This window comes from Nocardia nova NBRC 15556 (assembly GCF_001613005.1).
Taxonomy (GTDB): Bacteria; Actinomycetota; Actinomycetes; order Mycobacteriales; family Mycobacteriaceae; genus Nocardia; species Nocardia nova.
In genome coordinates, this window is the sequence record NZ_BDBN01000002.1 from 1 (window position 1) to 27000 (window position 27000).

Genomic DNA, 27000 nt, shown 5'->3' on the forward strand with positions numbered 1-27000 from the left:
ACCGGCTCGCCGCCGCGGGCTGGCGCGTCGTGGCCGTGGACATCTGCCGCGACGACGCGGACGTACCGTATCCCCTTGCCACACCCGCGCAATTGCGGGCCGTCGCGCAGTCCCATCCCGGCGCGGTTCTCGACATCGTTGCCGACGTGCGGGACCCCGCCGCGCTGAATGCTGCGGTGCGGGCGGGTGAGGACCGGTTCGGGCCGATCACCGCCGCCGTTGCCGCCGCAGCGGTGATGACCGGTGGAAAACCGTTGTGGGACACCGACACCGCCGAGTGGGCTCCGATGTTCGACATCGGCGTCCACGGCGTCGCCAACCTCGCCCGCGCCACCATCCCGGCCATGCTCACACAACCCGAACCCCGCCGCGGCCGGTTCATCGCCCTGGCCTCGGCGGCCGCCCACCACGGCTTGTGGCACCTATCGGGCTACAACGCCGCCAAACACGCCGTCGTCGGCCTGATCAAAGGACTCGCCCACGACCTGCGCGGCACCGGCATCACCGCCACCGCGGTCTCCCCCGGCTCCACCCGCACCGACCTGCTCACCGCAACAGCCCGCCTCTACCACCTCGACACCGTCGACGAATTCGCACGCCATCAGCTCCTCGACCGACTTCTCGAACCCGACGAGGTGGCCGCCACCATCGCCTGGCTGTGCTCGCCCGAATCCGCCGCGCTCACCGGAACCGTGGTCCACGCCGACGGCGGCTTCCAATCATGAACCAGCCAGCACACCAACACCCCGGCCGTGAAGGCCGGGTATCTGCGGTGCCGGCCACCGTGCGACCGGATTCACGGCTACGCATCTCCCGCAACGGCCAGGTCCTGGTCGGCGGCACCCCGATGCGCATCCTGCGTCTGTCCCCCACCGGCGCCGGCCAGGTGCGTGCCTGGCTCGCGGGCGAACCGGTCGGCACCGACCCCGGCACCCGCGCGCTGGCACGACGCATGCTCGCCGCGGGGATGATCCATCCGACACCCTCACCCGGCCGCTACACCCGCGACGACGTCACCGTCGTAATCCCCGTGAAAGACAACGCCGCCGGGCTCGCGCGCCTACTGCACGTCACCGCCGACATCTCCCGACGGATCGTGGTCGACGACGGGTCCACCGAACCGATCACCGACGCGAGCATCCGCCACCACATTCCACGCGGCCCGGCAGCGGCCCGCAATGCCGGCTACCGCACAGCCGACACCGAACTCATCGCATTCCTCGACTCCGACGTCGAACCCGACCCCCACTGGCTCGACCCGATCCTGCCCCTGTTCGACGACCCCACCGTCGCCGCCGTCGCACCCCGCATCCGCAGCCACGACCACGGGCTACTCGGACGCTACGAAACCCACCGATCGAGCCTGGACATGGGCCCGGAACCCGCAGTCGCGCGCCCCGGCGGCCGCATCGCCTACGTCGCGACCGCCGCGCTGATCGTCCGCCGCCACGCCCTCGCGCAAATCGGCGGATTCGACGAAACACTGCGCAACGGCGAAGATGTCGATTTGATCTGGCGACTGACCGCGACCGGCCACACCATCCGCTATCAACCCGACTCCCTCGTCCGCCACCAACCCCGCCCGACACTGCGCGCCTGGCTACACCAGCGCTACGCCTACGGCACCTCAGCCGCCGACCTCGCCCACCGGCACCCCGGACACCTCCACTGCGCCCGCCTACCCCGCCTCACCGCGGCCCGCTGGCTCGCCCTCGCCCTCGGCCGGCCACGAGCCATGCCACCCACCCTCATCGAACCCCTCCGGCAATTCCGGCGACTACGCCGACGTGGCCTGCCCGCCGCCACCGCGGCCGCCGTCGTCGGCGACGGCGAGGTGTCGGCCCTGCTGCAACTCTTGGACGCCCTGCGTCGAATCTGGTGGCCCGCAGCACTTCTCACCCGCCGCGGCCGCCGGCTGCTGGCCCTGGCCTACCTGCCCGTCGCCGTCGACGCCGCCGTCCGCGCACGCGACCCCCGCGCGGCGCTGCTGCGTATCACCGACGACCTCGCCTACGGATGCGGTGTCTGGACCGCATGCCTGCGCACACGAACACCCGAACCTCTCCTGCCGCAACTCAACTCACCAGGACGGGCCACCGATGCGCCTCGCTGACCTCACCTCCGCCCAACTCGCCGAAACAGCCACACCCCCACTGCTCGCGGTCCCCCTCGGCGCCACCGAACAACACGGCCCACACCTTCCACTGGGCACCGACACCACCATCGCCGTCGAACTCTGCCGCAGACTCGCCCACGCCCGCCCCGACATCGTCGTCGCACCGCCGATCCCCTACGGATCCAGCGGCGAACACGCCGGCTTCCCCGGCACACTGTCCATCGGCCACCAAGCCCTGCAACTCCTGCTCACCGAATTGATCCGCTCCGCAGACGAATTCGGCGGCATCATCATCGTCAACGGCCACGGCGGCAACCTCCAACCACTCCGCCACGCCCAGCAACAACTCACCACCGAAGGCCGCCACATCCTCCTCTGGTCCCCCGCCGGCCCCACCAACGACAGCCACGCCGGACACACCGAAACCTCAGCCATGCTCCACATCGCACCCGACCTCGTCGCCACCCACCGCGCCCGCCCCGGCAACACCCAACCCCTCCCCCAACTCATGGCCCACCTACGAACCGGCGGCATCCGAGCAGTCACCGACACCGGCATCCTCGGCGACCCCACCACCGCCAACCCAACCACCGGCGCACACATACTCAACCAATGGGCCGACGCGCTCATCACAGCCGTGGAAACACGCTACCCAGTCCGACCAACCGAGGATCGTGCCGATCTGTGTGAATCGCCCCGGTGAGTAGGGGGACATCAAAGTCTCCGGACTCACCGGGGCGATTCACACCCGCGGTCAGCACTTGACCCATGATCACGTAGTCGACCTGCTCGGGCGCCACCCCGCCACGCTCCAGCGCCGCCTTGATGGCGAAACCACCCAGATCCGACCCGGAGAACCCGGACAACGCACCCAGCAGCCAGACGAAGCGCGAGAAGGTTCTCACTGTGACACCCCGGCCAGCCAGCACATAGGCGAGGCAGCTCGCTGTCAGCGTCGGTTTGGTGGCACTGAAACAGAGCCAACGGTTGATCAGATATCTCCCTAACCCGTGATACCTCTGTATCTGTCAAGTCGCCGCGGTTTCCGCACTCTTCCACAACATTTACGTAGGCTGGCACGGGCCCTACCGACGCAGACCGAATCGGCAGATGAGCGAATCAGACATCGAGCAGACGCGACCCGTACGCCACTGCGAGGCGGTGACGGCCGAGTCGGCCGATGTCATGCCCTTGTCCGGCGTCGCCATCGAGGCGCGGGGCGAGGGAGTGGCCGCGGAGCATGCCCGGCGACTGCTCCAGGAGCTCGGCGCCCGCCCTGAAAACGACCGTGGACAGCGGCGCACAGTATCCGTCGATGCTCGTTCGGCGGTGCGGGCCTGGGCGGACTCCGGCGCGATGGCGCTCACCGGCCGGGCCGGCGGCCCGCCACTGGTCTCCCCCGGCGCGCCGGCCGCCGCGACCGGGGCCGCATTGGCTCTATTGGCGGCATTGCGCCCCCCTGACGAGTCGAGCGCGCCGCCGTGGCCCGGGATCGAAGTTCTGAGTGAACGTGCAGCCTTGTTCGGACGTGGTCGCAATGCGCCATGGTCGGTGGGTGGAGCCTTTCGAATGTTTCCGACTACGCACGGGTACCTGGGTATCTCGTTGCCACGACAGGACGACTTCACTTTGCTGCCCGCCCTGGTCGAAGGTGAGGTCGGCGGTGACCCATGGCAGGCGGTCGCCGAATGGGCGCGAACGTGTTCCGCCGAGGATGCGGCGGCGCGCGCCCAACTGCTGGGAATCGCCGCCGCGGCGGTCCCCGACACCCCCGGAATGCCTCAGGACGCACAGTTCCGACATCGCAATGGGCGCGGAATCGTCGTGCGGCCAGGCGGCGTTCGGCAACCTCGCCGCGCCGAGCCGGTCGTCGTCGATTTGACCGCGCTGTGGGCGGGGCCCCTGTGCGCACACCTGCTGGGCCGCACCGGGGCCCACATCGTGAAAGTGGAAAGCACGCGCCGACCGGACGGGGCTCGTTCCGGTTCCCGCGACTTCTTCGACCTGATGCATGCCGAACACGCTTGCGTGGCAGTCGATTTGACCACCGCCGAAGGTGTCGAAACACTACAGCGTCTCATCGACGTCGCCGATCTGGTACTGGAGGCCTCCCGGCCACGAGCGCTACGCCAGCTCGGTATCGATGCCGAGGCCGCGATCGCGGCCGGCACGAATTGGCTGAGTATCACCGCTTACGGGCGGACGGGACCGTGGTCGGATCGGGTCGGTTTCGGTGACGATGTGGCCGCTGCGGCCGGAGCGGTCGTCTTCGACGGCTGCGAGGTGCTGCCCTGCGGCGATGCGTTGGCAGATCCGGTGGCCGGAGTGCACGCCGCGGTTGCCGCGGCCGCCGTATTGTCGTCGGACCGGGCGTTTCTGGTCGACCTGTCGATGCGCGATGTCCTCGCTGCCACCCTCCGCGATCGCGTCGAGCCCCACGAAGTGGTCCACGGCCCGGACGACCTCTGGCACGTGCGGACCGCGGACGCAGAATTTCCGGTCGCCGCACCTCGCGCCCGCCACGCACCGACCGCGGCCGCAGCGTTGGGCGCCGATACACAGGAGACGTTGTCGCGATGGTTGAGCGGATGAGCGTGCTGATCCAAGGCGCCGACGTAGCGGGGCGGCTGCTCGATGCCCGGATAGCCGACGGTGTGGTCCGCGAACTGGCACCCGGTCTGGTTCCGCGGGCGGACGAGGACGTGATCGCGGCACATGGTGGCGCCCTGATTCCGGGCCTGCACGATCATCACATTCACCTGCTGGCCGCGGCGGCGGCAGCCGACTCCCTCGACTGCGGCCCGCCCCAGGTGCGCTCGGCCGAACAACTTCGGCACGCGCTGCGCGAGGTGAGCGATCGGCTGCCGGCGGGTCACTGGATTCGCGGTGTCAACTATCACGAATCCGTGGCGGGAATTCTCGATCGCGCCATCCTCGATCGGATGATCGCCGACCGGCCTGTCCGAATCCAGCACCGCGGCGGCGCGCTGTGGACACTCAATTCGGCCGGTATCGCCGCGCTCGGCAGCACCGTCGACACCAGCCCAGACGTGGAGCGCGACGCCGAAGGTGTTGCCACGGGACGGCTTTGGCGCTTCGACGCACAACTGCGCGAGGCACTCGGAACCTCCGAACCCGACCTCGCGGCACTCGGCACGCGGCTTGCCTCCTACGGCATCACCGGAGTCACCGATGCCACCCCCGATGAGGACGGCACCGGCCAGCTCACTCTCGGCGCCGCCGTCCGCGACGGCAGGCTTAGGCTGCGAGTCCACGTCCTCGGCGCCGCGGCGATCACACACCCCGTCCCAGGCCTGACCGCCGGACCACGCAAATTCCTGCTACACGACCACGACCTGCCCACCCTGCCCGAGCTCATCGCTGCTATCGGGTCCGCACGAGAACAGGGACGGGCCGTCGCCGTCCATTGTGTGACCCGCGAATCCTTGCTGTTGACACTGGCCGCGCTGCAATCGACCGGGACGATGCCGGGCGACCGCATCGAACACGCCGCGATCGTCCCGCCCGAGACGCGACGCGACCTGGCTCGCATGGACCTGGCTGTGGTGACCCAGCCGTGTTTCATCGCAGACCGTGGCGATGAATACCTCGCCACCGTCGACGAACGTGACCATCACCTGCTGTACCCGTATGCGTCGCTGGTAGCCGCGGGAGTCCGAGTCGCCCCCTCCAGTGATGCCCCCTTCGGCGCGGCCGATCCGTGGCACACTATCCGCGCCGCCGTCCGCAGGACCACCGGCTCGGGCGCGAGAGTGGCGGCGGCAGAACGTGTTTCGGCTCGAGTGGCCCTGGACGGATTTCTCTCCGCGCCCGACAATCCGGGCGGGCCGCCGCGGCGGTTGCACACCGGCTGCCCGGCAGATCTGTGCCTGCTGTCCGAACCGCTGGGCGTCGCGCTGACCCACCCAGCCTCCTCGGCGGTCCGCGTCGTCGTGCAAGCGGGGGAGATCGTTTTCCGGCGGGGCTGACGACTCGATCCAGTCGGTGATCGGGTCGGCGCCTCACCCTCGGGCGGGACACCTTCTATACGGAGAACCCGGGTTCGACGGGGCCGACCTCGTCGACCAGCCCCCAGCGCACGGCGGTCTCGGCGTCGATCCGTTCCCCGGTGAGCATCATCCAGGCCGCTCGCCATCGTCCGATGCGCCGCACGACACTCACCGTGCCACCGGCACCCGGCACCAATCCCATCCCGATCTCGGGCAGCTGGAAAAATGCGTCGGGAGCAGCGGTCAGCCGCCCCGCGAAGGCCGCCATCTCGATGCCGGCCCCGATACACGCACCGTGCACCCGGGCCGTCACCCGATCACGCAGCCGATCGATGATCCGCCACGGCGCCCGCTCCAGACGCACCAGATACGCGGCGACCAGATCGGTAGCGACACCGAACTCGTCGAGATCACCACCACTGCAGAAAGCCGGTCCGGCGCCGCGCAATTCGATCCGCGCGATCGAAGGATCGAGCTCCGCCAGCTGGAACGCCTCGAGCAGCGACTCACGCATCCGCATACTCACCGCATTGCGACGTCCCGGATTGTCGAGCACGACCTCGAGCCGGTCGCCGCGGCGCTCGGCCCGCACCACCGGCCGCTCCGGGGCCATCACCGGGCGCACCGGCCTTTCGGCACGCCAGCGCGCGAATTCACTGTCACCCAGCAACATCGAATACACCGCGGCCTCCGCGGCGAGCCCCGCCTCGACATCCAGCACCGACGTCTGACGCACCAACCGCGCCAAAGCCACACTCGCACGCGGGTTCCGGCCCACCGCGTCCGAAATCCGGTCCACGCCGGACCGCAGATCCGCACACCCGATCAGCTCCCGCCCCCCGGCCGACGACGACAGCGTCAGCGTCATGGCACGCAGCAGCGGCTCCAACCGAGCCGTCGGCTCGGACTCGAGAACGCCCACAACGATCCGGAGGCTCCCCGCTACCGCTTCGGCCGCCTGCCGAATCCTGGCCGGCGACTCCGCTCGCCACTCGTCCAACGACACCGCCACCAGCGGCCCCTCGGGTTCACCGAGCGGACCGAGCCGCAACTCCCACTCGCCCGGGGCGAGCGACAACCGTTCGTACACCACCCCTCGATCCTGGCACCCACGGATCGAACCTTCGATCGGAACTCGCGGCTACCGCCCGTTATTTCTTTCAGATAGATTACATAGTGAACTATGTAACGGGAGTGTCGGAATCTCCCGCGTCGCGAAAGGACACTCGGATGCAGATCAACGACAGCGTCGCCGTCGTCACGGGCGGAGCCTCCGGCCTCGGCTTGGCCACAACCAAGGCGCTGCTGGCAGACGGCGCCCACGTCGTCATCATCGACCTCCCCTCCTCCAACGGCGAGGCCGTCGCCAAGGAACTCGGCGAGCGGGTGCGTTTCGTCGCCGCCGATGTCACCGACGAGAACGCGGTATCGCAGGCGCTCGATGTCGCCGAGTCGCTGGGGCCGCTGCGGGTCGCGGTCAACTGCGCCGGCATCGGCAACGCCGCCAAGACCGTCAGCAAGAAGGGCCCCTTCCCACTCGACGGCTTCACCAAGGTCGTCACCGTCAACCTGATCGGCACTTTCAACGTGATACGACTGGCTGCCGAACGCATCGCCAAGACCGAACCGGTCGATGGCGAGCGTGGCGTCATCGTCAATACCGCTTCGGTTGCCGCCTTCGAGGGCCAGATCGGCCAGGCCGCCTATTCCGCTTCCAAGGGCGGTGTCGTGGGGATGACCCTGCCCATCGCCCGCGATCTGGCCTCGCTGCTGATTCGCGTGAACACCATCGCGCCGGGGCTGTTCAAGACGCCGCTGCTCGGCACCCTGCCCGACGAGGCGCAGCAGTCACTGGGCGCCCAGGTGCCGCACCCGGCCCGCCTCGGTGATCCGTCCGAGTACGGTGCCCTCGCCGCGCACATCGTGTCCAACCCGATGCTCAACGGCGAAACCATCCGCCTCGACGGCGCCATCCGCATGGCCCCGCGCTGAGGTTGATCGTGCGGCGGTTCGATCCGTGAACAGACCGGACCGGACCGCCGCACATACGCTGAGTGGGCCGACCGCCCCGGTAGACAACGTGACCAGTGACGCCCGGCACGTCAAAGCCCACCGTAGAGTTGCGGAGGGACGGCAGCGCAAACACGTGATTCCGCTCGGGAGGCAGCCGAATTCAGTTCTGCGTCGATGTTGTGTGCGCGTCGATGTATTCGGACATCAGTTGGCGGCGCAGGATCTTTCCGCTCGGCAGCCGTGGCACCTCGCCGAAGGCGATCGACCGAGGCGCTTTGTAGTGTGCGAGCCGGTCGCGGCAGTAGTCGATCAGTTGTCGCTCGAGATCCGGGCCCGGCGTCACATCGGCTGCCGGCTGGACGACGGCGTGCACGCGCTGGCCCATCTCCTCGTCCGGTAGCCCGATGACCGCCACGTCGAACACCGCGGGATGCAGGGTGAGGGCGTCCTCGATCTCCTGCGGGTAGATGTTCACCCCACCGGACAGGATCAGATCGGAGCGACGTGCCGACAGGTAGAGGTAACCGTCCGCGTCGACATGACCGAGATCGCCGAGGGTGTTCCAGCCCTTGTCGTTGAACGCCTCGGCGGTTTTGGCGGCGTCGCCGAGGTATTCGAACGGCCGGATGTCGCTGAACCAGACGGTGCCGACCTCGCCGGGCGGGAGTTCGTTGCCGTCGTCGTCGCAGATGTGCACGACACCCTGCACTGCCTTGCCGACCGATCCCCGGTGCGTGAGCCATTCCGGCGTGTTGATCATGAAGAATCCGGTTCCCTCACTGCCGGAATAGAATTCGGTCAGCTTGGGTCCGAACCAGTCGATCATGCGCTGTTTGACCTCCACCGGACACGGGGCGGCGGCATGCACGACCAAGCGGATACTCGAAACGTCGTAGCGATCACGAATTCCGGTGGGCAGCTTGAGCATTCGCACGAACATCGTCGGGACGAACTGCGCATGCGTCACCCGGAATTCGTCGATGAGCGCCAGCGTGCGTTCGGCGTCGAATTTCTCCATCACGACCGCGGTGCCGCCGTTGCGCACGGTGCCGAGGGTCCAGCCCAGCGGTGCGGCGTGGTAGAGCGGGCCGGGGCTGAGATAGACCGAGTCCGGTCCGAAACCGAACGCGGTGCCCATCAGGTGGTCGATCCCGAGGCCGGCACCGAAGGGCTGACCGGTCAGTTTCGGCAGGATCCCCTTGGGTCGTCCCGTCGTTCCGGACGAGTACAGCATGTAGTAGCCCTCGAACTCGTCATCGACCGGCGTGGTCGGCAGATCCGCGACCGCCTCCTCGAGTCGTTCGGCTCCCGCGGCGCTGCCATCCACCACCAGCCGTGACCGGAGTTGGGGTGCGGCGGCGTGCGCGGCCTCCGCGAGATCGGTCAGCGATGCCGAGTGGATCAGCATCCGCGCACCGCAATTGGCGACGATGTAGGCCGCCTCCTCGGCGCTGAGATGCCAGTTGACCGGTGTGTAGAGCAGGCCGGATCGCTGGGCCGCCCACGCCACCGGGAACACCTCGAGCTGATTGCGCATGAGGATCGCGATATGGTCCCTGGGGCGCAGCCCACGGGACCGGAACAGGTGCGCGATCCGGTTCGACCGCTGCTCGAGTTCGCGATAGCTCAGCGTCTCGCCGCCTACGCCCATGACGATCGCGGGCTTGTCCCCGTATCGAGCGGCCAGTTCTGTGAGATTCACCGCGTCCCCTTGTCCGACAGCCTCTTTCGCCAATCGCCGGGAACGCGCGCGGCACTGAGCTCCACCGCGAGCCGGTCCACGACCGCCGCCACGGTCGGCACGTCGTTGATCAGCCCGGTCGAGTGACCGGCGCTCCACACCGACTTCCACGGTTTGACACCCTCGGGCAGGTTGGGCCGGTGCTTACCGGTCGGGCGTGGCAAATTCCGGGGATCGAGTCCGGCCTTGACGATCGAGGGCTCCAGGAAGCTGGCGGGCAGCCCTGCGATCGCATCGGTGAACAGAACGTCCTCGCTCTCGGAGGTCACCAGCATCTGCTTGTGGTCCTCGACGGTGCCCGATTCGGCGGTGGCGATGAAACGAGTCCCCATGACCACGATGTCGGCGCCGAGTGCGAGGGCGGCGGCGATGCCGTTGCCGTCGGCGATGCCGCCGGCCAGCATGATTCGGCCGTCGAAGATGCTGCGCACCTTCGGCAGGAACGAGAACGGCGACAGCGTTCCCGCATGTCCCCCCGCGCCCGCGCAGACCAGCATCAGCCCGTCGACTCCCGCCTCGATCGCCTTTTCGGCGTGCCGGATGGTGGTCACATCGTGGAAGACCATGCCGCCCCATTCGTGCGCGGCGTCGACGACCTCACGCGGGTCGCCCATATTGGTCAGGATCAGCGGCGCCCGATGCTTGCGCACGGTGGCCACCGCCTCGTCGCGGGCCCGCTTGTCCAGGGCCGCGGAGGCGAGCATGTTCACGCAGAACGGCGCGAACTCCCCGCCGGAGTCGAGCGTCGTCTTCTCGGCCTCACGGATCGCGCGCAGCCACGTGTCCAAGGTTTCCGGCCGGCGCGGATTGGCGGAGGGGAACGCGCCGATGATGCCGGCGCGACAGGAGGCGATGACCAGGTCGAGGTTGGAGACGATGAACATCGGCGCCGCCATCACCGGGATTCGCAGCGAGTTCCAGGCGATCATATGTGGTCCACCTCGGTGAAGTATTTCCTGCGCAGGTCTGCCTTGCGGATCTTGCCCACCGCGGTACGCGGCAGTTCGTCGACGATCATGAGCTTCTCGGGAGTCTTCTGCTTCGCCAGGCCCGAGGCGGCGAAATGCCGCCGCAGCTCGTCCATATCGAGTTCGGTGCCCGATGCGAGGACGACGATCGCGGCCGCGACCTCGCCGTACCGCGCGTCCGGCGCGGCGACCACCACGCCCTCGGCGACAGCCGGGTGCGTGCGCAGCACGTCCTCGATCTGACCGGAGGAGATCGTCTCTCCGGCCCGGATGATGACGTCCTTGATCCGGTCGGTGATCGAGAGCCGGCCGTCGGCGTCGAGGTGGCCGAGATCTCCGGTGCGCATCCAGCCGTCGTCGGTGAATGCGCTCCGGTCGAGTGCGCGGTCGCGGTAGCCGACGAACTGGTCGGGGCCGCGGGTGACGATCTCGCCGTCGACTCCGGCCGCCACGTCGCGACCGGCGGGGTCCAGGACCCGAATCTGCACGCCGGGCAGCGGAACTCCGTCGGTGTTGATCCGCGCGTCCGGCGGATCGTCGACACCGCAGACTGCGATGGTCGGGTGTTCGGTCGAGCCGTAGCACCGATAGGTCGTGATGCCCGCCGCCGCGGCCCGCCTGCCGAGTTCGTCCGGGACAGTGGCCGCGCCGAGCATCAATTCGGTCAGAGTGGCCAGCTTGTCACCCCGGTCGGCGATGTTGAGGATCCCGGTCAGATGGAAAGGGGTGCCGACCGTGGAGGTGACTCCGTAACGCGCGATCAACTCCACCGCAGCGTGCGGATCCCAGTTCTCCAGGTAGACGGTGTCGGTGCCGTGCAGGATCGGGCGCAGCACGGCGCCGAGTCCCGCGATGTGGCCCGGCGGGAACGACACCAGATGCACCGCTCCCGGACTCGAATTCTGCAGGCGCGGCATGGTGCGTTGCTCGGCCAGTATCGAATTATGGCTGTGCTGCACACCTTTCGGCGCCGACGTGGTCCCGGATGTGTACACCAGCAGGCATACGTCGTCCGAACGCACCTGCGGGGCGCGATACATCCCGTCGCGGTCCAACTGCGCCCACGTCGTCGCACCCTCGCATTCGCCAGGGCCGACGACCACGATCCGTTCCAGCGTGGGCACCGCCGACAGGTCGGTGATCCGGTCGGTGTACCGGGTCGAACGCACTCGCTCGGGCATGATCAGGACTTTCGCCCCGGATTCCGCGAGAATGAACGACAGCTCGGCGGTGCCGTAGATATGCACGACCGGTACCAGCGTCGCACCGGTCAGCAGCACCGCCTCGTAGGCCACCGAACATTCGAACCGGCTGGGCAGCTGCACGACCACCGCGTCGCCGGGGCCGATCCCCATGCCCTGGAGGGCGGCCGCGACACGCTGTGCCTCGCGATGGAGGTCGCCGACCGTGGTTTCGAGCACCGTGTCCGCCCCGGCGAACACGAGCGCCGAACCGGCGTGAGACTCGGCACCGGCCTCGAACGCGTCGAGCAGGGTTCGATCGGTGTACCAACCGTCGCGATACCACTTGGCGCGCAACGCCTCGGGGTCGTAGGTGGTGATCTCGCCGGTGGTCATGCGATGGTTCCGATCCGGCGAGCGGCGCGTCGTAAATGCTTGTGCCGCAACGCCCGTGGTTCGTAGGCGAGGTCGGCGCGGGCGAGGGTCACGCCGGGGGCGACCACCTCGTCGACCAGATCGAGCACCTCGTCCGAGAGCGCTGTGTCCAGCACCTTCAGTTGGCTTTTCAGCTGCTCCATCGTGCGCGGGCCGATAATGGTCGAGGTCACCGCCGGATGTGCGAGGGTGAAGCCGAGCGCCAGGGTGATCAGATCCGTGCCCGCCTCGGCAGCGATCTCGTCGAGCCGCCCCAGCAGCGCGAGTTTGCGTTGCGCCCCTTCGGAATCCATCCGCCAAGCCCCGCGACCGAGGCGGTTGAACCGTGCCCCCTCGTCGGATGTGCTGTCCCCGCGGTACTTTCCGGTGAGCCAGCCCCCGTTGAGTGGGCTCCAGACGATCGCGCCCATGCCGTAGCGTTGACAGATCGGAAAGACATCGCGCTCGGCGCCGCGCACGAAGATCGAATACGGCGGCTGCTCACAGTGCGGCGCGATATGGCCGCGATCGGCGGCCACCCACTGCGCCTGCACGATCGCCTCCGCCGGAAATGTCGAGGTGCCGACCATCCGGACCTTGCCGGCGCGGACGAGATCGGAGAGCGCGCCGAGGGTTTCGTCCAGATCGGTGGCCTCGTCGAGCCGATGCACCTGGTACAGGTCGATATAGTCGGTGCCGAGACGGCGCAGACTGTCCTCACAGGCCCGTACGATCCATCGCCGTGACGCCCCGCGGTGATTGGGATCGCGGCTCATCGAGTTGAAGAATTTGGTCGCCACCACCACCTCGTCGCGGCGAGCGGCGATCGCCTTCCCGACGATCTGTTCGGACTCGCCGCGCGAGTACACGTCGGCGGTATCGATGAAGTTGACGCCCGCATCGAGGGCCCGGTCGATGATCGCGCGGCAGTCGTCGTGGTCGGCGTTGCCCATTGCTCCGAACGACATCGCGCCCAGACACAATCTGGACACGGTGACTCCGCTGCGTCCGAGACGTTCGAACTCCATGGTCATCGTCCCTTCCGTACGGGTGTCTGGGTCACCGCGCAGCCTCCGGCTCCCGCACCGGGCGATAGCACGCACCCAGTAGTGCGGCCGCGGCGGCGAGGCCGAGCACCACCGACAGCGCGAATCCGGCCCATCCGTCGAAGACGTTGTGCCCGAGAATCGCCCAGTCCAGACTGAACCTGCCCGCTCCGCCGATCGCGACCGAGACTGCCCCGACCGCGAGGATCAGGTTGTACTCCCACCCGTTACCTGTGATGAAGAAGCCGTGCCCGCGGTGCACTGTCCAAGCGGCCACCGCCATCAGCGACACGAATGCCGCCGCCGCGAACGGCGTGAGCAGGCCCAGAGCGAGCAGAACTCCGGCACCCAGCTCGGTGCCCGCGGCCAACCACGCCTGCACCTTGCCTGGCCGCATACCGATGCTGTCGAACCATCGTGCGGTGCCGGGAATTCGGCCGCCGCGCACCAGCTTTGCGTATCCGTGGGCGGCCATGGTCAGTCCCAGGCACACCCGCAGCAGGGCCAGGCCCGCATCGATCGCAGTCACGAAACCTCCTCGTTCACGACAGCCGGGCCAGCACCGCGCCGGCGGCACGGTCGCGCAGATTCTCCGGGCGTCCCAGCGCCACCTGGTTGCCGGTGGCTCGGCGCAGCAGCAGATGCGCCGGGTGTTCCCAGGTGAAACCGATGCCGCCGTGGATCTGGATGCAGTTCTCGGCCGCCCAGACCGCGGCGTCTAGTGCGGCCGCGGTGGCGACATCCACGGACAGTCGCGTTTCGGCGTCGTTGGACTCGACGTCCGCGGCGGACAATACCTGGGCGCGCGCACCCTCGGCCCGCACCAGCATGTCGGCGCAGCGATGTGAGATGGCTTGATAGGAGCCGATCAGGTGGCCGAACTGTTCGCGCTGTCCGGCCCAGTCGACGGCGAGCGCCAGGGCCCGGTTCGCCACACCGACCGAGTCGGCCGCCAGAACCAGCTGGGCCACCGGCCGCGCGGCGTCGAGGATCCGGGTCGCGTCAGCGCCGCGGGCGATGACCTCCGGCTCGACCCCGTCCAATACCACCACGCCGATGGTGCCGGTAACGTCCACCGATTCCTGCGGTTCTATCTCGACCTCGATGGGTTTCACCGTACCGAGCACCAACTCGCCGGTACTGCTATCGCGGGCGACCAGCACCAGCCGATCAGCGACCGGCGCACCGGACACCCGCTCGACCGACCCCGACAGCCGGGCTCCGTCCAATACTGGCAGCCCGCCCTCGACCGCCCAGCCGTGGTCGTCGACCGGGACGACGAATGCGGCGGTGGCGCCGTCGCAGATCGCGCGCACGGCGTCGGTGGCGCCGGCCTGCCGCAGAACCTCGAGCGCGATGAGCGTCGGGACCAGCGGTACCGGGGCCACCGCGTAGCCAGCTTCCTCGACGGCGGCGGCCAGCAGGCGCAGGCTCGCGCCCCCGCCGCCGAGGGCCTCGGGCAGCGCGAGTCCGGGCAGGCCGAACCTGATCAGCTCGTCCCAGAGCCCGATGTCGTAGTCGGCGGTCTTGGTAGCCCAAGTGAGCAGTTGGTCGGTTCCGGTGTGCGCGGCGAGCGCCTTGCCGAGCACCTCGCGCAGCGCGGCCTCGTCTTCGTCGGGCGGTGACAGTGGACGGCCCGGCACCACCGCCGCGGGGCGCGTGCCCTCACCGCGATGCGACGGCAGGCCGAGCACCTGCTCGGCGATGGCGTTGCGCTGAATTTCGGCGGTGCCGGCGCCGATGGTCGAGGCCCGGGTCATGAAGTAGCCGTAAGTCCAACTGCCGCCGGCGACCGCGCCGGGCGACCGGCCACCGAGGGCCGCACCCGATCCGGTGAGCCGCAGCGCCAGTCGATGCAGTTGCTGTTCGAATTCCGATTTCACCAGCCGGTTCACCGAGGCGACTCCACCCGGATCCGCTTGGCGCAGAACGGCATCGAGGGCGCGTGCACTGTTCGCCGCGATGGCTCGCACACCGGTCTCGACGAAAGCGAGTTCCTGGCGAATCAAGGCGTCGTCGGCATAACCCTGGCTGATGGCGAGCGAGAACACCTTGTCCACCAAGCCGCGGTAGCGGAATTCGTCGGCGAGGAATGCGGTGGCGCGCTCGTGACCGAGCGAGGTGCGCATCACCGACCACCCCTTACCCTCCTCGCCGACGAGATTCTCCGCGGGCACCACGACATCGTCGAAGAAGACCTCGGCGAAGTGGTAGCCGCCGGAGGCGTCGCGCAGTGGGCGGACATCGATACCGGGTGAGTTCATCGGAATCAACAGATAGCTGATGCCGTCGGTGCCGCGCCCGGCGGGCCCGGTGCGCACCAGCGTGAACATCCAGTCGGCCTCGGTGGCCTGGGTGGTCCAGATCTTCTGGCCGGTTACGCGGTAGGCGTCGCCGTGGCGCACGGCCTTGGTGGACAGCGAGGCCAGATCACTGCCGGCGCCTGGTTCGGAGAAGCCCTGGCACCAGGTCTCGTCGGCCCGCAGCAGCGGTTCGAGGAAACGCTTCTTCTGCGCGTCGCTGCCGTAGACGATGAGGGTGGGCGCGACGATGAAGGCGATCGGGTTCGGATGCTTGGGCACACCGGCGGAACTGGTCATCCGGTAGTAGTCGAGCTGGTCTTCGAGCCCCAGCTCGAGCCCGCCGACCGACTTCGGCCACCCCGGCGCGGCAACGCCCGCGTCGACCATCTCCGACTGCCAGGCGCGGGCGGCCGCGGCGCGCTCTCTCGACGTTTCCGGCCGCGGACGCCGCACATAGTCGTCGAGCAGCGCGGTCAAACGCGCACGCCAGTCGCCCGTCGCGGCCGGTACCTTCGCCGCGCCTGTCGATCCTTCCACCACGCCTCCTCGGCCTCTTTCACTACGCGCTGGACTTAAATCAGCACTAGGTTAACTTAGTTATAGATTACCGCCCTCGCTTGTCCAGCGAAAGGCCCGTAGACCGACCGAATATCCAGGCCGGTCCGCTTCGACGTTCGGGAATCAGGCGCCGGGCAGGAGCAGCTTCTGCGCCACGGTCCGGTACTGCCCGCTCAGCGGGACAGCCCCCGGCCGGCCCACGACGGTGTTGACGTCGACCGAACGTGACACCGCCACCGGTCTGCCGTGCTGGAACAACCCGGCCCGGAACTCGATCGAGGTCCGTCCGACCCGGTGCACGCCGGCGCCGAGCTGAACCTCACCCGGATACATCACTTCCGTGAGGTAATCGATCTCGACGTGCGCGAGGACCATGCGCAGCGGCACTCGCTCGCCCAGCAGCTCGGCGATCATCCGGCCCACCGCGACGCGGCCCTCTTCGAAGAATCGCGCGATGGCGACATTGTTGACGTGGCCGATGGTGTCGATGTCGGCGAATATCAGACTGATCTCACGCCGGCACGGATACGCCTCGAGCGGGAGAGCGGCGATCATTCGGCACCTCCCGCACCGGGCCGGTCGGTCACGATGAACAGCCCCTGCGCCGATACCGTCACCTGTCCGTCGGCGACGATCTCGCCCATGGTGTACACCTTGCGGCCGTCCCGGCGGAGCCGCCGGGCCCGCACGGTCAGCGGAACGTACAGCGGAGTCTGCCTGCGGTAGCTGATCTCGAGCTGTGCGGTCATACCGCCGGAACCCGACAGCTCGTTCGCCACCGCGAGCGCACCGTCGAGCAGCAGCGCGGACACGCCGCCGTGCACGAGTGCGGGCGGCCCCTGGTACGGAAGCCCCAGGGTGACAACGCCTTCCGCCCAGCCGTTACCGGCGTCCCGCATGGTCAACGGCGGCGCGATCGGGTTCTCCGGGCCGGTCGCCGGATCGTGTCGCGCGATCCCCTCCCCCTGCCACATTTGCGAGAGCTGCGCTCGAACGGGGCGGGTACGGCTCTCCAGCGCCTCGGCGATGCGTTCCAGTTCGGCCGCGGCCGCGGGTAGTGCGGCGTCGTCGGGGGCAGTGCGCGCCAACGCGCCGATGATGCGCCGCACCGCGGTCGCGGAATCGTTGAGCGGATCGTCGATCGGCAACGCGGTCAGGGACGGATCACCAGGAGTTAAGCGGGACAACAACTTTCGCCGGGCGGGTGCGATCCAGTCGATCATCGCGCCTGGCCGTCGAGCCGAGGCGCGGTATCGTAGTACGCCATTTCCTGAGCCAAGCTCGCCACCACCTCGCCGTTGTCGATGACGCCGCCCTGATACCAGCCGCGCAGGCCCGCCGACACACCGTTGCGATAGTCGATAAACAGCCAGTCGTCCCAGCGCGGGGGCCGGTGGAACCACAGGGCGTGATCGAGGCTCGGTCCGAGGACTTCGCTGCCGACCGTGCGCTGCAGTCCCGCGGAGAAATCCGACAGGTAGGCGATCGCTGCCGCATGAACGAGCGGATCATGCTGCGGCAGTTCACCAGAGGGTCGGGCCCAGAACCTGACCGGGAAGAACGGGTCCGGGCTCGACCAGTCCTGCACCCGCACCTGCAGCGCGAGTTCCGGATCGAGCGTGAGGACCCGGCACTCCTCGGGCGCCGCCACCGGCGTCACTCCCGAGCGGGTCCGCTCCTGGCCCTCGGCGACCGTCCGGAACGACGCCGACATGCTGAAAATGACCTCGCCGTCCTGTAATGCGACCACTCGGCGCGCCGAATACGAGCGGCCGTCGCGATCGTTGTCCACCCGGTACAGGACCGATCGAGCGCCATCGCCTCGGCGCAGGAAGTAACCGTGCAGCGAGTGCGGCACCCGCTCGGGTTCGACTGTCGCACCGGAGGCCAGCAGCGCCTGCGCCATCACCTGACCCCCGTACAGCGGGCGCTCGACATCGAAGCGGTGCACCGAACGGAACAGATCACGGTCGATACGATCCAGGCGCAATACGTCGGTGAGCGGAACAGTGCGCAATTCGTCGGCATTGCGCGCCACGTCCACCTCAGTCATCGGCCTTCGATTTCATCGAGCGCTTGCCGAAGCGGTCACCGATATCCTTGCCGTCGGGACGCCACGAGGCCGATGCCTCGGCCTCCAAGCCGAGCGCATGCGCTACCGAAGCGCCGGCGCCCTCCTTGAGCAGACGCAGCATGCGCTGCACCGCCACCGGATGGCTCGCCGCGATCGATTCCGCGATCTCGAGGGTACGTTCCATCAACTTCTCGTGTGGCACAACCTCGTTCGCCAGGCCGATACGCAGGGCCGTCGCGGAGTCGATCGGATCGCCACTGAGGATGATCTGAATCGCGGCCGGCAACCCGACGATGCGGGGCAGCATCGCACTGCCGCCCCAGCCATTGAGCAGTCCGATCGAGGCATGCGTATCCGCGAAGACGGCCTGCTCGGAAGCGATGATGAACGAACAGTTCACCGCGAACTCGAAACCACCCGTGTAGCAGGGGCCGTTGACCGCGGCGATCACCGGTTTGCCGATCGCCCGCAACACCTGGGTGGGAGTGGTCCCCTCGGTGCGCGGAGGCGGTCCGGTCAGCGCCTCGGGCAGATCGACGCCTGCTGAGAATGCGGTCTCCGCGCCGGTGATCACCACCACTCGGACATCATCATCGGCGTCAGCCTTCCACAATTCCCGTTTGATCGACTTGCGCATCGCCCGGTTGATGGCGTTGCGCCGGTCCGGGCGATTCAACGTCAGGATCGCGACGTGGCCCTGCCTGGTCACCAGGACCGGTTCGGCCTCGACGCCCTCGTTCTTCTCACCCATCGGGACTCCCTTGTCTCTCAAACGAATTCGACTACAGCATCGGTGAACGCGTCGTTGTCGTCGCCGGCGGCGGTATGGCCCGCACCGCTCAGTTCGACGAATTTCGCGGTCGGCACCGCCGCCACGAACTGCTCGACGGCCTCGCGGCTGATCACATCGGACAACGCGCCCCGGACCACGAGGATCGGCACACCCAGTGTCGCGGCCGCCGACTCGAGTTCGCCCACCCATGCGTGCACGCGGTGATCGGGCTTGCGGAGGAACTGCGGGTCCCAATGCCATCGCCAGCGGCCGTCCGGGCGCAGTCTCAGATTGCGCCGCAAGCCTTCCGAGCTCCGCGGCCGCGGTCGATGCGGCAGGTAGGCCGCGATCGCGTCCGCCGCCTCCTCGAGGCTGGCGAAACCGTCCGGATTACCCTGCATGAAGGTTCTGATGCGGGTGCCGCCGCCCTTCTCGATCCGCGGCACCACATCGACCAGCACGAGTTTGCGGACTCGATCGGCGCCCAGTTCACTCGCGACCTGCAAACCGATCAGCCCGCCGAGACTTGCCCCGACAAGTGTGACCGGCTCCCCGATCTGATCGAGCACCGCGCATACGTCCTGAGTGAGGACATCGAGCGCATAGCCCTCGGCCGCCGATGCCCAGGCGCTGTCCCCATGTCCGCGTGTGTCGATCGCTATGACGCGAAACCCCCTGGCCGCCAGGTGAATACCGGTCCTCTTCCACGAGTGCCTGGTCTGCCCGGTGCCGTGCAGCAGGAGCACCACCCGATCGCCGTCGTCACCCCAGCAATCCCCCGCCACCCGTAGGCCACCGGCCCCGCGGAACTCCACGGGCCGGGCCGAACCGGTGGTCGCGATACTCATCATGCTCCTCGTACGACGGGGTCAGGAGACCGCGACCGGGTCCGAGATCAGGGCCGTGTTGCGACGCAGGACGCTCTCGGCCTCGGCCGCAATCCGAGTGACCAGCTCACCGGCGGTCGGGATGTCGTTGATCAGGCCCTGCACCATGCCGACGGTCCAGATGCCGGCTTCGGGATCGCCGTTCTCGTAGACCTTACGGCCGCGAGTTCCCGCCACCAGCTCCTGCACATCTTTGAATCGCCCACCCTTGCCCAGAATCTCGACGACTTCTTCGCTGACCGAATTCTTCGCCGCGCGCATGGTGTTGCGCAGCTGCCGGAAGATGAGCTGGGTGTCGAGTTCGGTCGCGGCGACGATCTGTTCCTTGACCCGCTGATGAATCGGGCTCTCCACGGTGCACATGAAGCGGGTGCCCATATTGATGCCGTCGGCGCCCAGCGCCAGCGCCGCGGCCAGACCGCGACCGTCGGCGAAACCACCGGAGGCCAGGATCGGGACGCTCAACTTGTCCGCCGCCGCGGGAATGAGCACCAGCCCCGGAACATCGTCCTCGCCGGGATGCCCGGCGCATTCGAAACCGTCGATACTCAATGCGTCCACGCCGAGGCTCTGCGCCTTGAGGGCGTGCCGAACGCTGGTGCACTTGTGAATCACCTTGATGCCGTGCTGTTTGAAGTGCTCGACGTGCACCTGTGGGTTCGAGCCGGCCGTCTCCACGATCTTCACTCCGGAGTCGATGATCGCGTGGCGATACTCCTCGTACGGCGGCGGGTTGATCGACAGCGTCAGAGTGAGGTTGACGCCGAACGGCTTGTCGGTCATCTCCCGGGTGCGGGCGATCTCCTTGGCGAGATCCTCCGGGGTGGGCTGGGTGAGCCCGGTGATGATGCCCAGGCCACCGGCCTCGGAGACCGCGGCGGCGAGTTCGGCGCGCCCGACCCACATCATTCCGCCCTGGACGATCGGATGCTCGACGCCGAACTCTTCGGTGAATCGTGTGGTCAACATGAGGGACTCCTAGACGTGCGCGGTGGGGGCGGGCTGCGAATCGGGTCGATAGAAGAGGGCCGCACGCTTCTCCAGGAACGCCGCCCGCGCCTCCGCCGCGTCCGCCCCGACGATGTTGTTGGCCTGCACATGGTTCTCGCGCTGCAGCGCGGCCTCGATACTGCCGCCGTCCGCGGCCGCGTCGAGCAGCTGTTTGGTCAGCGACAGGGCCTGGGCGGGTGCGTGTACCAGTTGCCGGGCCATGGACTCGACCGTGCTGTCGAGCTCGTCGGGGGCCACGATTCGAGTCACCAGACCGAGCTCGTAAGCCTCTGCGGCCGAGAGGATCTCACCGAAGAAGGCGAGTTCCTTGGCCTTCTGCAGGCCGACGAGCCGGGGCAGCAGCCAGCTGCCGCCGAAGTCGAGCGAGAGGGCGCGGCGGATGAAGATCTGGGAGAACCTGGCCCGGTCGGTGGCCACGACGAGGTCGCATCCGAGTGCGAGGTTCCAGCCCGCCCCGACCGCGACCCCATCGACCTTGGCAATGGTCGGGATGGTGAGCGCCGACAGCGCCGCGGCCGCATGGCTCGCGCGCTTCATGTAGTCCAGCGCGTCGCCGGAGATGCCGTCCAGATCGGCGCCGGAACAGAAGTCGCCGCCGGCGCCGGTCAGGACCATGACTCGGTCGCCCGGCGTGCGTTCGATCTCGGTGAACGTTTCGGCCAGCTCGCGCCACATGGCCGGACTGCCGGCGTTCTTCTTCTCCGGCCGCGACATCACGACCGTCACCACCCCGTCGTGGCGTTCGACTTCGACCGTCTGCACCCTGCCCACCTTTCTGCCAAGCCTTCCGGCGGCATCACCGGGAACTCACATAGATAACATAGTTCACTATCTAACGCGCCGCAAGATCGCGTCGCAACGTCCAGTGAACGCCCTCAGCGCACCGAGATTATTAGCAATGCTCAGTAGATTTACGGTGCTCAGCCTGTATTTTTGCCCCTCGCAACCGCTCCCGGCAGGGGCTGCGCAACACCCGCCACGCTTGCCGCCGTCCGCGACCTTCAATGCGTACCAAGTGAACTTAGATTGCTTATTGACACATCTGATTTTCGCACCTACGTTTACCTGACCCCGGGTTTGTGATCCACATCACCGCCGAGCGGCGCAGCTCAGGCGCCCTGAGAGAAGGAAGCACCATGACCGACAAGCGTGACAACTGGCGATCCATCAAGACCCGAGTCGGTCGGCTCGGCCTGATCGCGCTGGTTCCCGCGATCGCACTCGCCACTGCCTGCGGCAGCAGCGATAGCTCCTCGAGTTCCTCGGCCGAGGCTCCCAGCAGCGCCTTCCCCGACAAACCAGCGACGGGCAGCCCGATCAAGATCGGCCTGATCAATCCCGAGGGCGGGCCCGCGGTGTCGCAGCCGTCGAACCGCGAAGCTGCCGAGGCGGTCGTGAAGTACGCGAACGCGAACCTCGGCGGTATCGCCGGGCACCCCATCCAACTCGTCACCTGCGCGGCGAAGGAGGATCCGGCGTCCAACCGTGACTGCGCCAACCAGATGGTCGAAAGCAAGGTCTCCGCCGTCGTCGTCACCACCACCGCCTACGGTGACGCGATGGTCCCGGTCATCACCGGAGCCGGGATCCCCTATCTCACCCCGGCCGGGGCCAGCGGCGCGGAGATGACAACCCCCGGCGCCTTCGCCTTGACCGGCGGGTTCCCCGGCACCCTGAAGTCGATGGCGGTCTACGCGGCGGGTAAGGGCTACAAGAAGGTCACCGCCTTCGTCACCGATTCCGGCGCCGCCCCCGCTACCGCGAAGACCATGGGCGGGGCCGCCTTCGGCGCCGCGGGCATCGACCTGCAGGTCGTGCCCATTCCGCTCGGCACGCCGGACGCGACCCCGCAGGTGAGCTCCGGGATCTCCGGCAATGTCGGCGCCATCGCCGTGGTGGGCGACGCGACGATGTGCACCTCCGTGGTCAAGGCCCTCGGCACCCTGGGCGCCACCCAGGACAAGATGCTCATCCAGCCGTGCCTGGACCCCGCCACCGTCGAAGCAGTCGGCGACGCGATGAACGGCGCGCACGTCTTCACGACCGCGGACCTGGTCTCCAATGATCCCGAGGCGGTGCTCTACCGCAGCGTGATGAAGAAGTACTCCCCGAACACCGACCTCGGCGGCTACACCTACACCGGCTACCAGGGCATGCTCGGCCTGGTCCGCGCGGCACAGGGCGTAACCGCCGATCCGAACGCCGCGGCGGTCTCCAGCGCGATCAAATCTGCCCAGAACGTTGTCCTGCCCGCCGGACACGGCATCACCTTCACCTGCAATGCCACCGCCCTGGCGCAGCTGCCCTCGATCTGCAGCACACAGCTGGTGACGGTCACCGTCAGCGACGGCAAGCCCACCGACCCTCAGGTCACCAAGTAAGTCCAGGCTGCAGCGAAATATGTGGTATCCGAGGAGCTTTCCGTGACCGACCATCTCGTCTTCCTGGCGCTGGGGCTGGGCAACGGCGCCGTGTACGCGGCGCTGGGCCTGGCCCTGGTGATGACATTCCGCAGTTCGGGCGTCGTGAACTTCGGCACCGGCGCGATCGCCCTGTACGTGGCCTACACGTACGGGATGTTGCGCAAGGGCGAACTGCTCAACCCGATTCCCGGGATGGCGAAATCGGTTCATCTCGGAGCGCGCCTCGGCTTGTGGCCGGCGATGGCGATCTCACTCGTCATCGCGGCCGCGCTCGGAATCGCGATCTACGCCATCGTCTTCCGGCCGTTGCGCACCGCGCCACCGGTCGCGAAGGCCGTGGCCTCGATCGGGGTGATGCTGTTCGTGCAGGCCCTGCTCGCGGTGCGAGTCGGCACAACCCCGGTCTCGGTGAAGGCGATTCTGCCGTCCGGGGTGCTGTCGATCGGCGATGCCCGTATTCCAGCGGACCGGCTGTGGTTCGCCGGGGTGATCTCGGCGCTCGCGGTGGTTCTCACGCTGTCGTTCCGATGGACGCGATTCGGCCTGGCCACCCGCGCTGCGGCCGAAACCGAGAAGGGCGCATTGGTTACCGGCCTGTCCCCCGAACGCATCGCTTACGGCAACTGGGCGTTGAGCACGATGGTGGCCGGGCTGAGCGGAATCCTGATCGCACCGATCGTGCCGCTCATCCCGGTCTCCTACACGCTGTTCATCGTGCCCGCGCTCGCGGCCGCGCTGGTCGGCAATTTCACCGCGCTGGGCCTGACGGTGGTCGCCGGTCTCTGCATCGGCATGTTGCAGTCGGAGACGACGCATCTGCAGAGCACCATCGACTGGTTTCCGAAATCCGGTATGGCAGAGCTTGTTCCGCTGGTGCTGATCCTCATCTTCCTCGTGTTCCGAGGCCGGCCGCTGCCTTCGCGGGGCGCGATCATCGTCCAGACCCTGGGCCGCGCACCGCGACCGAAAAGCCTGCTCGTTCCGGCCGTCTTGTCCGTCGCCGTCGCACTTGTCGCCATGCTGACGACCACGGGCAGCTACCGTGCCGCCGTCATCACCACCCTGATCCTGGCGGTCGTCGCCCTGTCACAGGTCGTCGTCACCGGGTTCGCGGGCCAGATCTCGCTCGCCCAGCTCACACTCGCGGGCATCGGCGCGTTCACCCTCAGCCGCCTGACCAGCGACCTCGGGATTCCCTTCCCCATCGCCCCCATCCTCGCGGCACTCGCGGCCACCGTGATCGGCGTCATCGTAGGACTGCCCGCGCTGCGGATCCGCGGATTGCCCGTCACCGTGGTCACGCTCGCGTTGGCGGTGTTTCTCGACGCCTTCTGGTTCCGCAACAGCAACCTCAACGGCGGACTGAACGGCGCGCATATCGCGAATCCGACCCTGTTCGGCATCGATCTCGGTATCGGTGCGGGACAGGCATATCCGCGGATCGCCTTCGGAATCGTCTGCCTCGTAGTGCTGGTCCTGGTCGCGGTGGGAGTCGCGAAACTGCGAACCAGCCGCCTCGGCGCCTCGATGCTGGCCGTGCGGGCCAACGAGCGCTCGGCGGCGGCCTCGGGAATCGACGTGTCCCGCACCAAGATCAAAGCCTTCGCGATCAGCGCGTTCATCGCCGGACTCGGCGGATCGTTGATGGGCTACCAGCAGACCGTCGCCACCGCTGAATCGTTTTCCGTCCTCGCCGGTATCGGACTGTTCGCGATCGTCTACATCGCGGGTATCACCTGTGTCTCGGGCGGCATTCTCGCAGGAATCATCGGCTCGGGCGGCGTCTTGTTCATCTTCATGGACCGTGTCCTGCACCTCGGCGACTACTACTCGATCATCTCCGGAATCCTGCTGGTGCTGACGATCATCCAGTACCCCGAGGGCCTCGCCGGCCACCTGCATCAGCATTCGGCACGAATTCGCCGGTGGTTCAGCAGAATCCGTCCGGCTGAACCCGACCGCCCGGCCGTGACTCCCGCGCCCGAAGCGGCGCCGCGGCTGCGCGAGGTCTCCGATGAGATTCTGCTGTCCGCCGCGGGCATCGGCGTCCGGTACGGCGGTGTAGTGGCCCTCGACGACGTCGGATTCGAGGTGCGGCCCGGTGAAATCGTGGGGCTGATCGGGCCCAACGGCGCCGGTAAAACCACCTGCATCGATGCGCTCAGCGGCTTCGCCTCGTGCTCCGGAACGGTCACACTCGGCGATCATCGGGTCGACGGGCTCGAACCGCACAAACGCAGCAGGCTCGGCCTGGGCCGGACCTTCCAGGGCATCGAGTTGTACGACGATCTTACGGTGCGCGAGAACGTCACTGTCGGCACGGTGGCCGCCGTCGACCGCGCCCGGGGCGCCGGCTCCGCACCGCCGGACATCGATGCCCTGTTCGATATGCTCCACCTCGACACCGTCGCCGACCGTTCGGTCAGCGAGCTGTCGCAGGGCCGGCGCCAGCTGGTCTCGGTAGCCCGCACCCTGGCCGGGCGCCCCCGGATCGTGCTGCTGGACGAACCGGCCGCAGGTCTGGACAGCACCGAAAGCCAATGGCTCGGTGCGCGTTTGAAGGCTGTGCGGGATGCGGGCGTGACCGTGCTGATGGTCGACCACGATATGGAACTCGTCCTCGAGATCTGCGACCGGATCGTGGTACTCGATCTCGGCCGGGTCATCGCCGAGGGTACGCCCCAGGAAATCCAGTCGAATCCCGATGTGGTGCGCGCCTACCTCGGCACCACCCACGCCACCACGGAGGTCTCCGCATGACCACGGTTCTCGAATGCGCCGGAGTCGACGCCGGATATGCCAAGGGGCGCCCGTGTGTGCGGGGGTTCGACCTCTCGCTCGCCGCGGGTGAGGTGTTGTGCCTGCTCGGGCCCAACGGTGCGGGCAAGACCACCCTGCTGATGACGCTGGCCGGTTTGCTGCCCGGTCTCGGCGGCACGGTCTCCATCGCGGGCGCCGGCATCAAACCGGGGCACGCGCGCGCGTCCGTACGGGCCGGACTGGTACTCGTTCCGGACGACCGGGCACTGTTCACCGGACTGACCGTGAAGGAGAATCTCGAGCTCGCCCGCCGCCGCTCGGGCCCGGCCGTCGGCGAGATCATCGAGTACTTCCCAAGACTCGGCGAGCGGCTGAAGGTCGCCGCGGGCATGCTGTCCGGCGGTGAACAACAGATGCTCGCGATCGGGCGTGCCCTGATGCAGCGGCCGAAGGTACTGCTGATCGACGAACTGAGCATGGGTCTGGCCCCTGTGATCGTGGAATCGCTACTGCCGGTGATCCGGCGGGTCGCCGACGAGAGCGACACCGCGGTAATCCTCGTCGAACAACACGTACGGCTCGCCCTCGACATCGCCGACACCGCAATCGTTCTCGCGCACGGACGCGACGTACTACGTGGCAGTGCCGCCGAACTCGCGGCCGATCAGGAACGGATCGAGCGGGCCTACCTGGGCACGGTGGAATCCGAGGTCAGAGCCTGAC

23 protein-coding genes and 2 pseudogenes are annotated in these 27000 nt (G+C 67.9%); 9 read left to right on the forward strand and 16 right to left on the reverse strand.

Annotated elements, in window-relative coordinates:
* The 3 genes from NN2_RS01110 to mftE all read left to right on the forward strand — a co-directional run.
* Positions 1–725 (forward strand): mycofactocin-coupled SDR family oxidoreductase (locus NN2_RS01110; RefSeq protein WP_063009480.1); only part of this gene is annotated, 725 nt, incomplete at its 5' end.
* A 47-nt stretch (positions 726–772) separates the two neighbouring features.
* The gene (mftF, locus tag NN2_RS01115) at positions 773–2113 is read left to right on the forward strand and encodes a mycofactocin biosynthesis glycosyltransferase MftF (RefSeq protein ID WP_218021977.1); all 1341 of its coding nucleotides are present in this window, start codon (positions 773–775) and stop codon (positions 2111–2113) included.
* Positions 2100–2819: a mycofactocin biosynthesis peptidyl-dipeptidase MftE gene (gene mftE, locus NN2_RS01120; protein WP_063009482.1), complete on the forward strand. Its 720-nt coding sequence runs from the start codon at positions 2100–2102 to the stop codon at positions 2817–2819. The genes mftF and mftE overlap by 14 nt, the downstream gene beginning before the upstream one ends.
* Here the strand turns inward: mftE and NN2_RS35930 are convergent.
* Together NN2_RS35930 and NN2_RS38325 are read right to left on the reverse strand one after the other, a co-directional pair.
* Positions 2815–3042, reverse strand: a pseudogene (locus tag NN2_RS35930) (thiolase family protein); the annotation flags it as partial. The gene mftE and the pseudogene NN2_RS35930 overlap by 5 nt on opposite strands.
* 7 nt (positions 3043–3049) lie before the next feature.
* A pseudogene (locus tag NN2_RS38325) lies at positions 3050–3196 on the reverse strand (hypothetical protein); the annotation flags it as partial.
* Between the two features lie 30 nt (positions 3197–3226).
* Between NN2_RS38325 and NN2_RS01125 the strand changes: the two are divergent.
* Together NN2_RS01125 and NN2_RS01130 are read left to right on the forward strand one after the other, a co-directional pair.
* Positions 3227–4708 carry a CoA transferase gene (locus NN2_RS01125; protein WP_156511183.1) on the forward strand — a complete coding sequence of 494 codons (1482 nt, stop codon included), beginning with the start codon at positions 3227–3229 and terminating at the stop codon, positions 4706–4708.
* On the forward strand, positions 4705–6105 hold the full coding sequence (locus tag NN2_RS01130; RefSeq protein WP_063009484.1) for an amidohydrolase family protein: 1401 nt from the start codon (positions 4705–4707) through the stop codon (positions 6103–6105). Before NN2_RS01125 ends, NN2_RS01130 begins: the two co-directional genes overlap by 4 nt.
* A 55-nt stretch (positions 6106–6160) precedes the next feature.
* Here NN2_RS01130 and NN2_RS01135 read toward each other — a convergent pair whose 3' ends face one another.
* The gene (locus tag NN2_RS01135; RefSeq protein ID WP_245658485.1) at positions 6161–7219 is read right to left on the reverse strand and encodes an enoyl-CoA hydratase/isomerase family protein; all 1059 of its coding nucleotides are present in this window, start codon (positions 7217–7219) and stop codon (positions 6161–6163) included.
* A gap of 137 nt (positions 7220–7356) precedes the next feature.
* Between NN2_RS01135 and NN2_RS01140 the strand changes: the two genes are divergently transcribed.
* A complete protein-coding gene (locus NN2_RS01140; RefSeq protein ID WP_063009486.1) occupies positions 7357–8118 on the forward strand; it encodes a 3-hydroxyacyl-CoA dehydrogenase in 762 nt (253 codons plus the stop codon).
* A gap of 181 nt (positions 8119–8299) precedes the next feature.
* Here NN2_RS01140 and NN2_RS01145 read toward each other — a convergent pair whose 3' ends face one another.
* The 13 genes from NN2_RS01145 to NN2_RS01205 form a co-directional block, all read right to left on the reverse strand.
* Positions 8300–9790: an acyl-CoA synthetase gene (locus NN2_RS01145; protein WP_245658507.1), complete on the reverse strand. Its 1491-nt coding sequence runs from the start codon at positions 9788–9790 to the stop codon at positions 8300–8302.
* A gap of 47 nt (positions 9791–9837) precedes the next feature.
* Entirely contained in the window at positions 9838–10809 is a 972-nt protein-coding gene (locus tag NN2_RS01150) for an NAD(P)H-dependent flavin oxidoreductase (RefSeq protein WP_063009490.1), read from the reverse strand.
* Positions 10806–12425, reverse strand: a complete 1620-nt coding sequence (locus NN2_RS01155; protein WP_063009492.1) for an AMP-binding protein — start codon at positions 12423–12425, stop codon at positions 10806–10808. The genes NN2_RS01150 and NN2_RS01155 overlap by 4 nt, the downstream gene beginning before the upstream one ends.
* Positions 12422–13471 carry an aldo/keto reductase gene (locus NN2_RS01160; RefSeq protein ID WP_063009845.1) on the reverse strand — a complete coding sequence of 350 codons (1050 nt, stop codon included), beginning with the start codon at positions 13469–13471 and terminating at the stop codon, positions 12422–12424. The genes NN2_RS01155 and NN2_RS01160 overlap by 4 nt, the downstream gene beginning before the upstream one ends.
* Before the next feature lie 31 nt (positions 13472–13502).
* A complete protein-coding gene (locus NN2_RS01165; RefSeq protein WP_063009494.1) occupies positions 13503–14018 on the reverse strand; it encodes a DoxX family protein in 516 nt (171 codons plus the stop codon).
* 13 nt (positions 14019–14031) lie between these two features.
* Entirely contained in the window at positions 14032–16332 is a 2301-nt protein-coding gene (locus tag NN2_RS01170; RefSeq protein WP_439955838.1) for an acyl-CoA dehydrogenase family protein, read from the reverse strand.
* Positions 16333–16473: 141 nt separating this feature from the next.
* Entirely contained in the window at positions 16474–16905 is a 432-nt protein-coding gene (locus tag NN2_RS01175) for an acyl-CoA thioesterase (protein ID WP_063009496.1), read from the reverse strand.
* On the reverse strand, positions 16902–17573 hold the full coding sequence (locus NN2_RS01180) for a PaaI family thioesterase (RefSeq protein ID WP_156511184.1): 672 nt from the start codon (positions 17571–17573) through the stop codon (positions 16902–16904). Before NN2_RS01180 ends, NN2_RS01175 begins: the two co-directional genes overlap by 4 nt.
* The gene (locus NN2_RS01185) at positions 17570–18403 is read right to left on the reverse strand and encodes an acyl-CoA thioesterase (RefSeq protein WP_063009498.1); all 834 of its coding nucleotides are present in this window, start codon (positions 18401–18403) and stop codon (positions 17570–17572) included. The genes NN2_RS01180 and NN2_RS01185 overlap by 4 nt, the downstream gene beginning before the upstream one ends.
* The gene (locus NN2_RS01190; RefSeq protein WP_063009501.1) at positions 18396–19175 is read right to left on the reverse strand and encodes an enoyl-CoA hydratase-related protein; all 780 of its coding nucleotides are present in this window, start codon (positions 19173–19175) and stop codon (positions 18396–18398) included. Before NN2_RS01190 ends, NN2_RS01185 begins: the two co-directional genes overlap by 8 nt.
* A 17-nt stretch (positions 19176–19192) precedes the next feature.
* Complete coding sequence (locus NN2_RS01195; RefSeq protein ID WP_063009851.1) at positions 19193–20044, reverse strand: alpha/beta fold hydrolase; 852 nt, start codon at positions 20042–20044, stop codon at positions 19193–19195.
* Positions 20045–20065: 21 nt separating this feature from the next.
* The gene (locus NN2_RS01200) at positions 20066–21052 is read right to left on the reverse strand and encodes an NAD(P)H-dependent flavin oxidoreductase (RefSeq protein WP_063009503.1); all 987 of its coding nucleotides are present in this window, start codon (positions 21050–21052) and stop codon (positions 20066–20068) included.
* A gap of 9 nt (positions 21053–21061) precedes the next feature.
* Entirely contained in the window at positions 21062–21856 is a 795-nt protein-coding gene (locus NN2_RS01205; protein WP_223273611.1) for an enoyl-CoA hydratase/isomerase family protein, read from the reverse strand.
* A 374-nt stretch (positions 21857–22230) separates the two neighbouring features.
* Here NN2_RS01205 and NN2_RS01210 point away from each other — a divergent pair, with 374 nt between their 5' ends.
* From NN2_RS01210 to NN2_RS01220, 3 genes are read left to right on the forward strand one after another with little or no spacing between them, the layout of a single operon-like run.
* Positions 22231–23475 (forward strand): ABC transporter substrate-binding protein, encoded by a 1245-nt coding sequence (locus tag NN2_RS01210; protein WP_082856645.1) that lies wholly within the window; start codon positions 22231–22233, stop codon positions 23473–23475.
* A gap of 42 nt (positions 23476–23517) precedes the next feature.
* The gene (locus NN2_RS01215) at positions 23518–26277 is read left to right on the forward strand and encodes a branched-chain amino acid ABC transporter permease/ATP-binding protein (RefSeq protein WP_063009505.1); all 2760 of its coding nucleotides are present in this window, start codon (positions 23518–23520) and stop codon (positions 26275–26277) included.
* Complete coding sequence (locus NN2_RS01220; protein WP_063009507.1) at positions 26274–26999, forward strand: ABC transporter ATP-binding protein; 726 nt, start codon at positions 26274–26276, stop codon at positions 26997–26999. The genes NN2_RS01215 and NN2_RS01220 overlap by 4 nt, the downstream gene beginning before the upstream one ends.
* The last annotated feature ends 1 nt before the right edge of the window (position 27000 follow it).

Bases quoted from the DNA above. Each gene is read 5' to 3' on its own strand.
- mftE (WP_063009482.1), top strand. From the start codon at position 2,100: ATGCGCCTCGCTGACCTCACCTCCGCCCAACTCGCCGAAACAGCCACA.
- NN2_RS01125 (WP_156511183.1), top strand. From the start codon at position 3,227: ATGAGCGAATCAGACATCGAGCAGACGCGACCCGTACGCCACTGCGAG.
- NN2_RS01130 (WP_063009484.1), top strand. From the start codon at position 4,705: ATGAGCGTGCTGATCCAAGGCGCCGACGTAGCGGGGCGGCTGCTCGAT.
- NN2_RS01140 (WP_063009486.1), top strand. From the start codon at position 7,357: ATGCAGATCAACGACAGCGTCGCCGTCGTCACGGGCGGAGCCTCCGGC.
- NN2_RS01145 (WP_245658507.1), bottom strand. From the start codon at position 9,790: ATGGGCGTAGGCGGCGAGACGCTGAGCTATCGCGAACTCGAGCAGCGG.
- NN2_RS01150 (WP_063009490.1), bottom strand. From the start codon at position 10,809: ATGATCGCCTGGAACTCGCTGCGAATCCCGGTGATGGCGGCGCCGATG.
- NN2_RS01155 (WP_063009492.1), bottom strand. From the start codon at position 12,425: ATGACCACCGGCGAGATCACCACCTACGACCCCGAGGCGTTGCGCGCC.
- NN2_RS01160 (WP_063009845.1), bottom strand. From the start codon at position 13,471: ATGGAGTTCGAACGTCTCGGACGCAGCGGAGTCACCGTGTCCAGATTG.
- NN2_RS01175 (WP_063009496.1), bottom strand. From the start codon at position 16,905: ATGATCGCCGCTCTCCCGCTCGAGGCGTATCCGTGCCGGCGTGAGATC.
- NN2_RS01180 (WP_156511184.1), bottom strand. From the start codon at position 17,573: ATGATCGACTGGATCGCACCCGCCCGGCGAAAGTTGTTGTCCCGCTTA.
- NN2_RS01185 (WP_063009498.1), bottom strand. From the start codon at position 18,403: ATGACTGAGGTGGACGTGGCGCGCAATGCCGACGAATTGCGCACTGTT.
- NN2_RS01190 (WP_063009501.1), bottom strand. From the start codon at position 19,175: ATGGGTGAGAAGAACGAGGGCGTCGAGGCCGAACCGGTCCTGGTGACC.
- NN2_RS01195 (WP_063009851.1), bottom strand. From the start codon at position 20,044: ATGAGTATCGCGACCACCGGTTCGGCCCGGCCCGTGGAGTTCCGCGGG.
- NN2_RS01200 (WP_063009503.1), bottom strand. From the start codon at position 21,052: ATGTTGACCACACGATTCACCGAAGAGTTCGGCGTCGAGCATCCGATC.
- NN2_RS01210 (WP_082856645.1), top strand. From the start codon at position 22,231: ATGACCGACAAGCGTGACAACTGGCGATCCATCAAGACCCGAGTCGGT.
- NN2_RS01220 (WP_063009507.1), top strand. From the start codon at position 26,274: ATGACCACGGTTCTCGAATGCGCCGGAGTCGACGCCGGATATGCCAAG.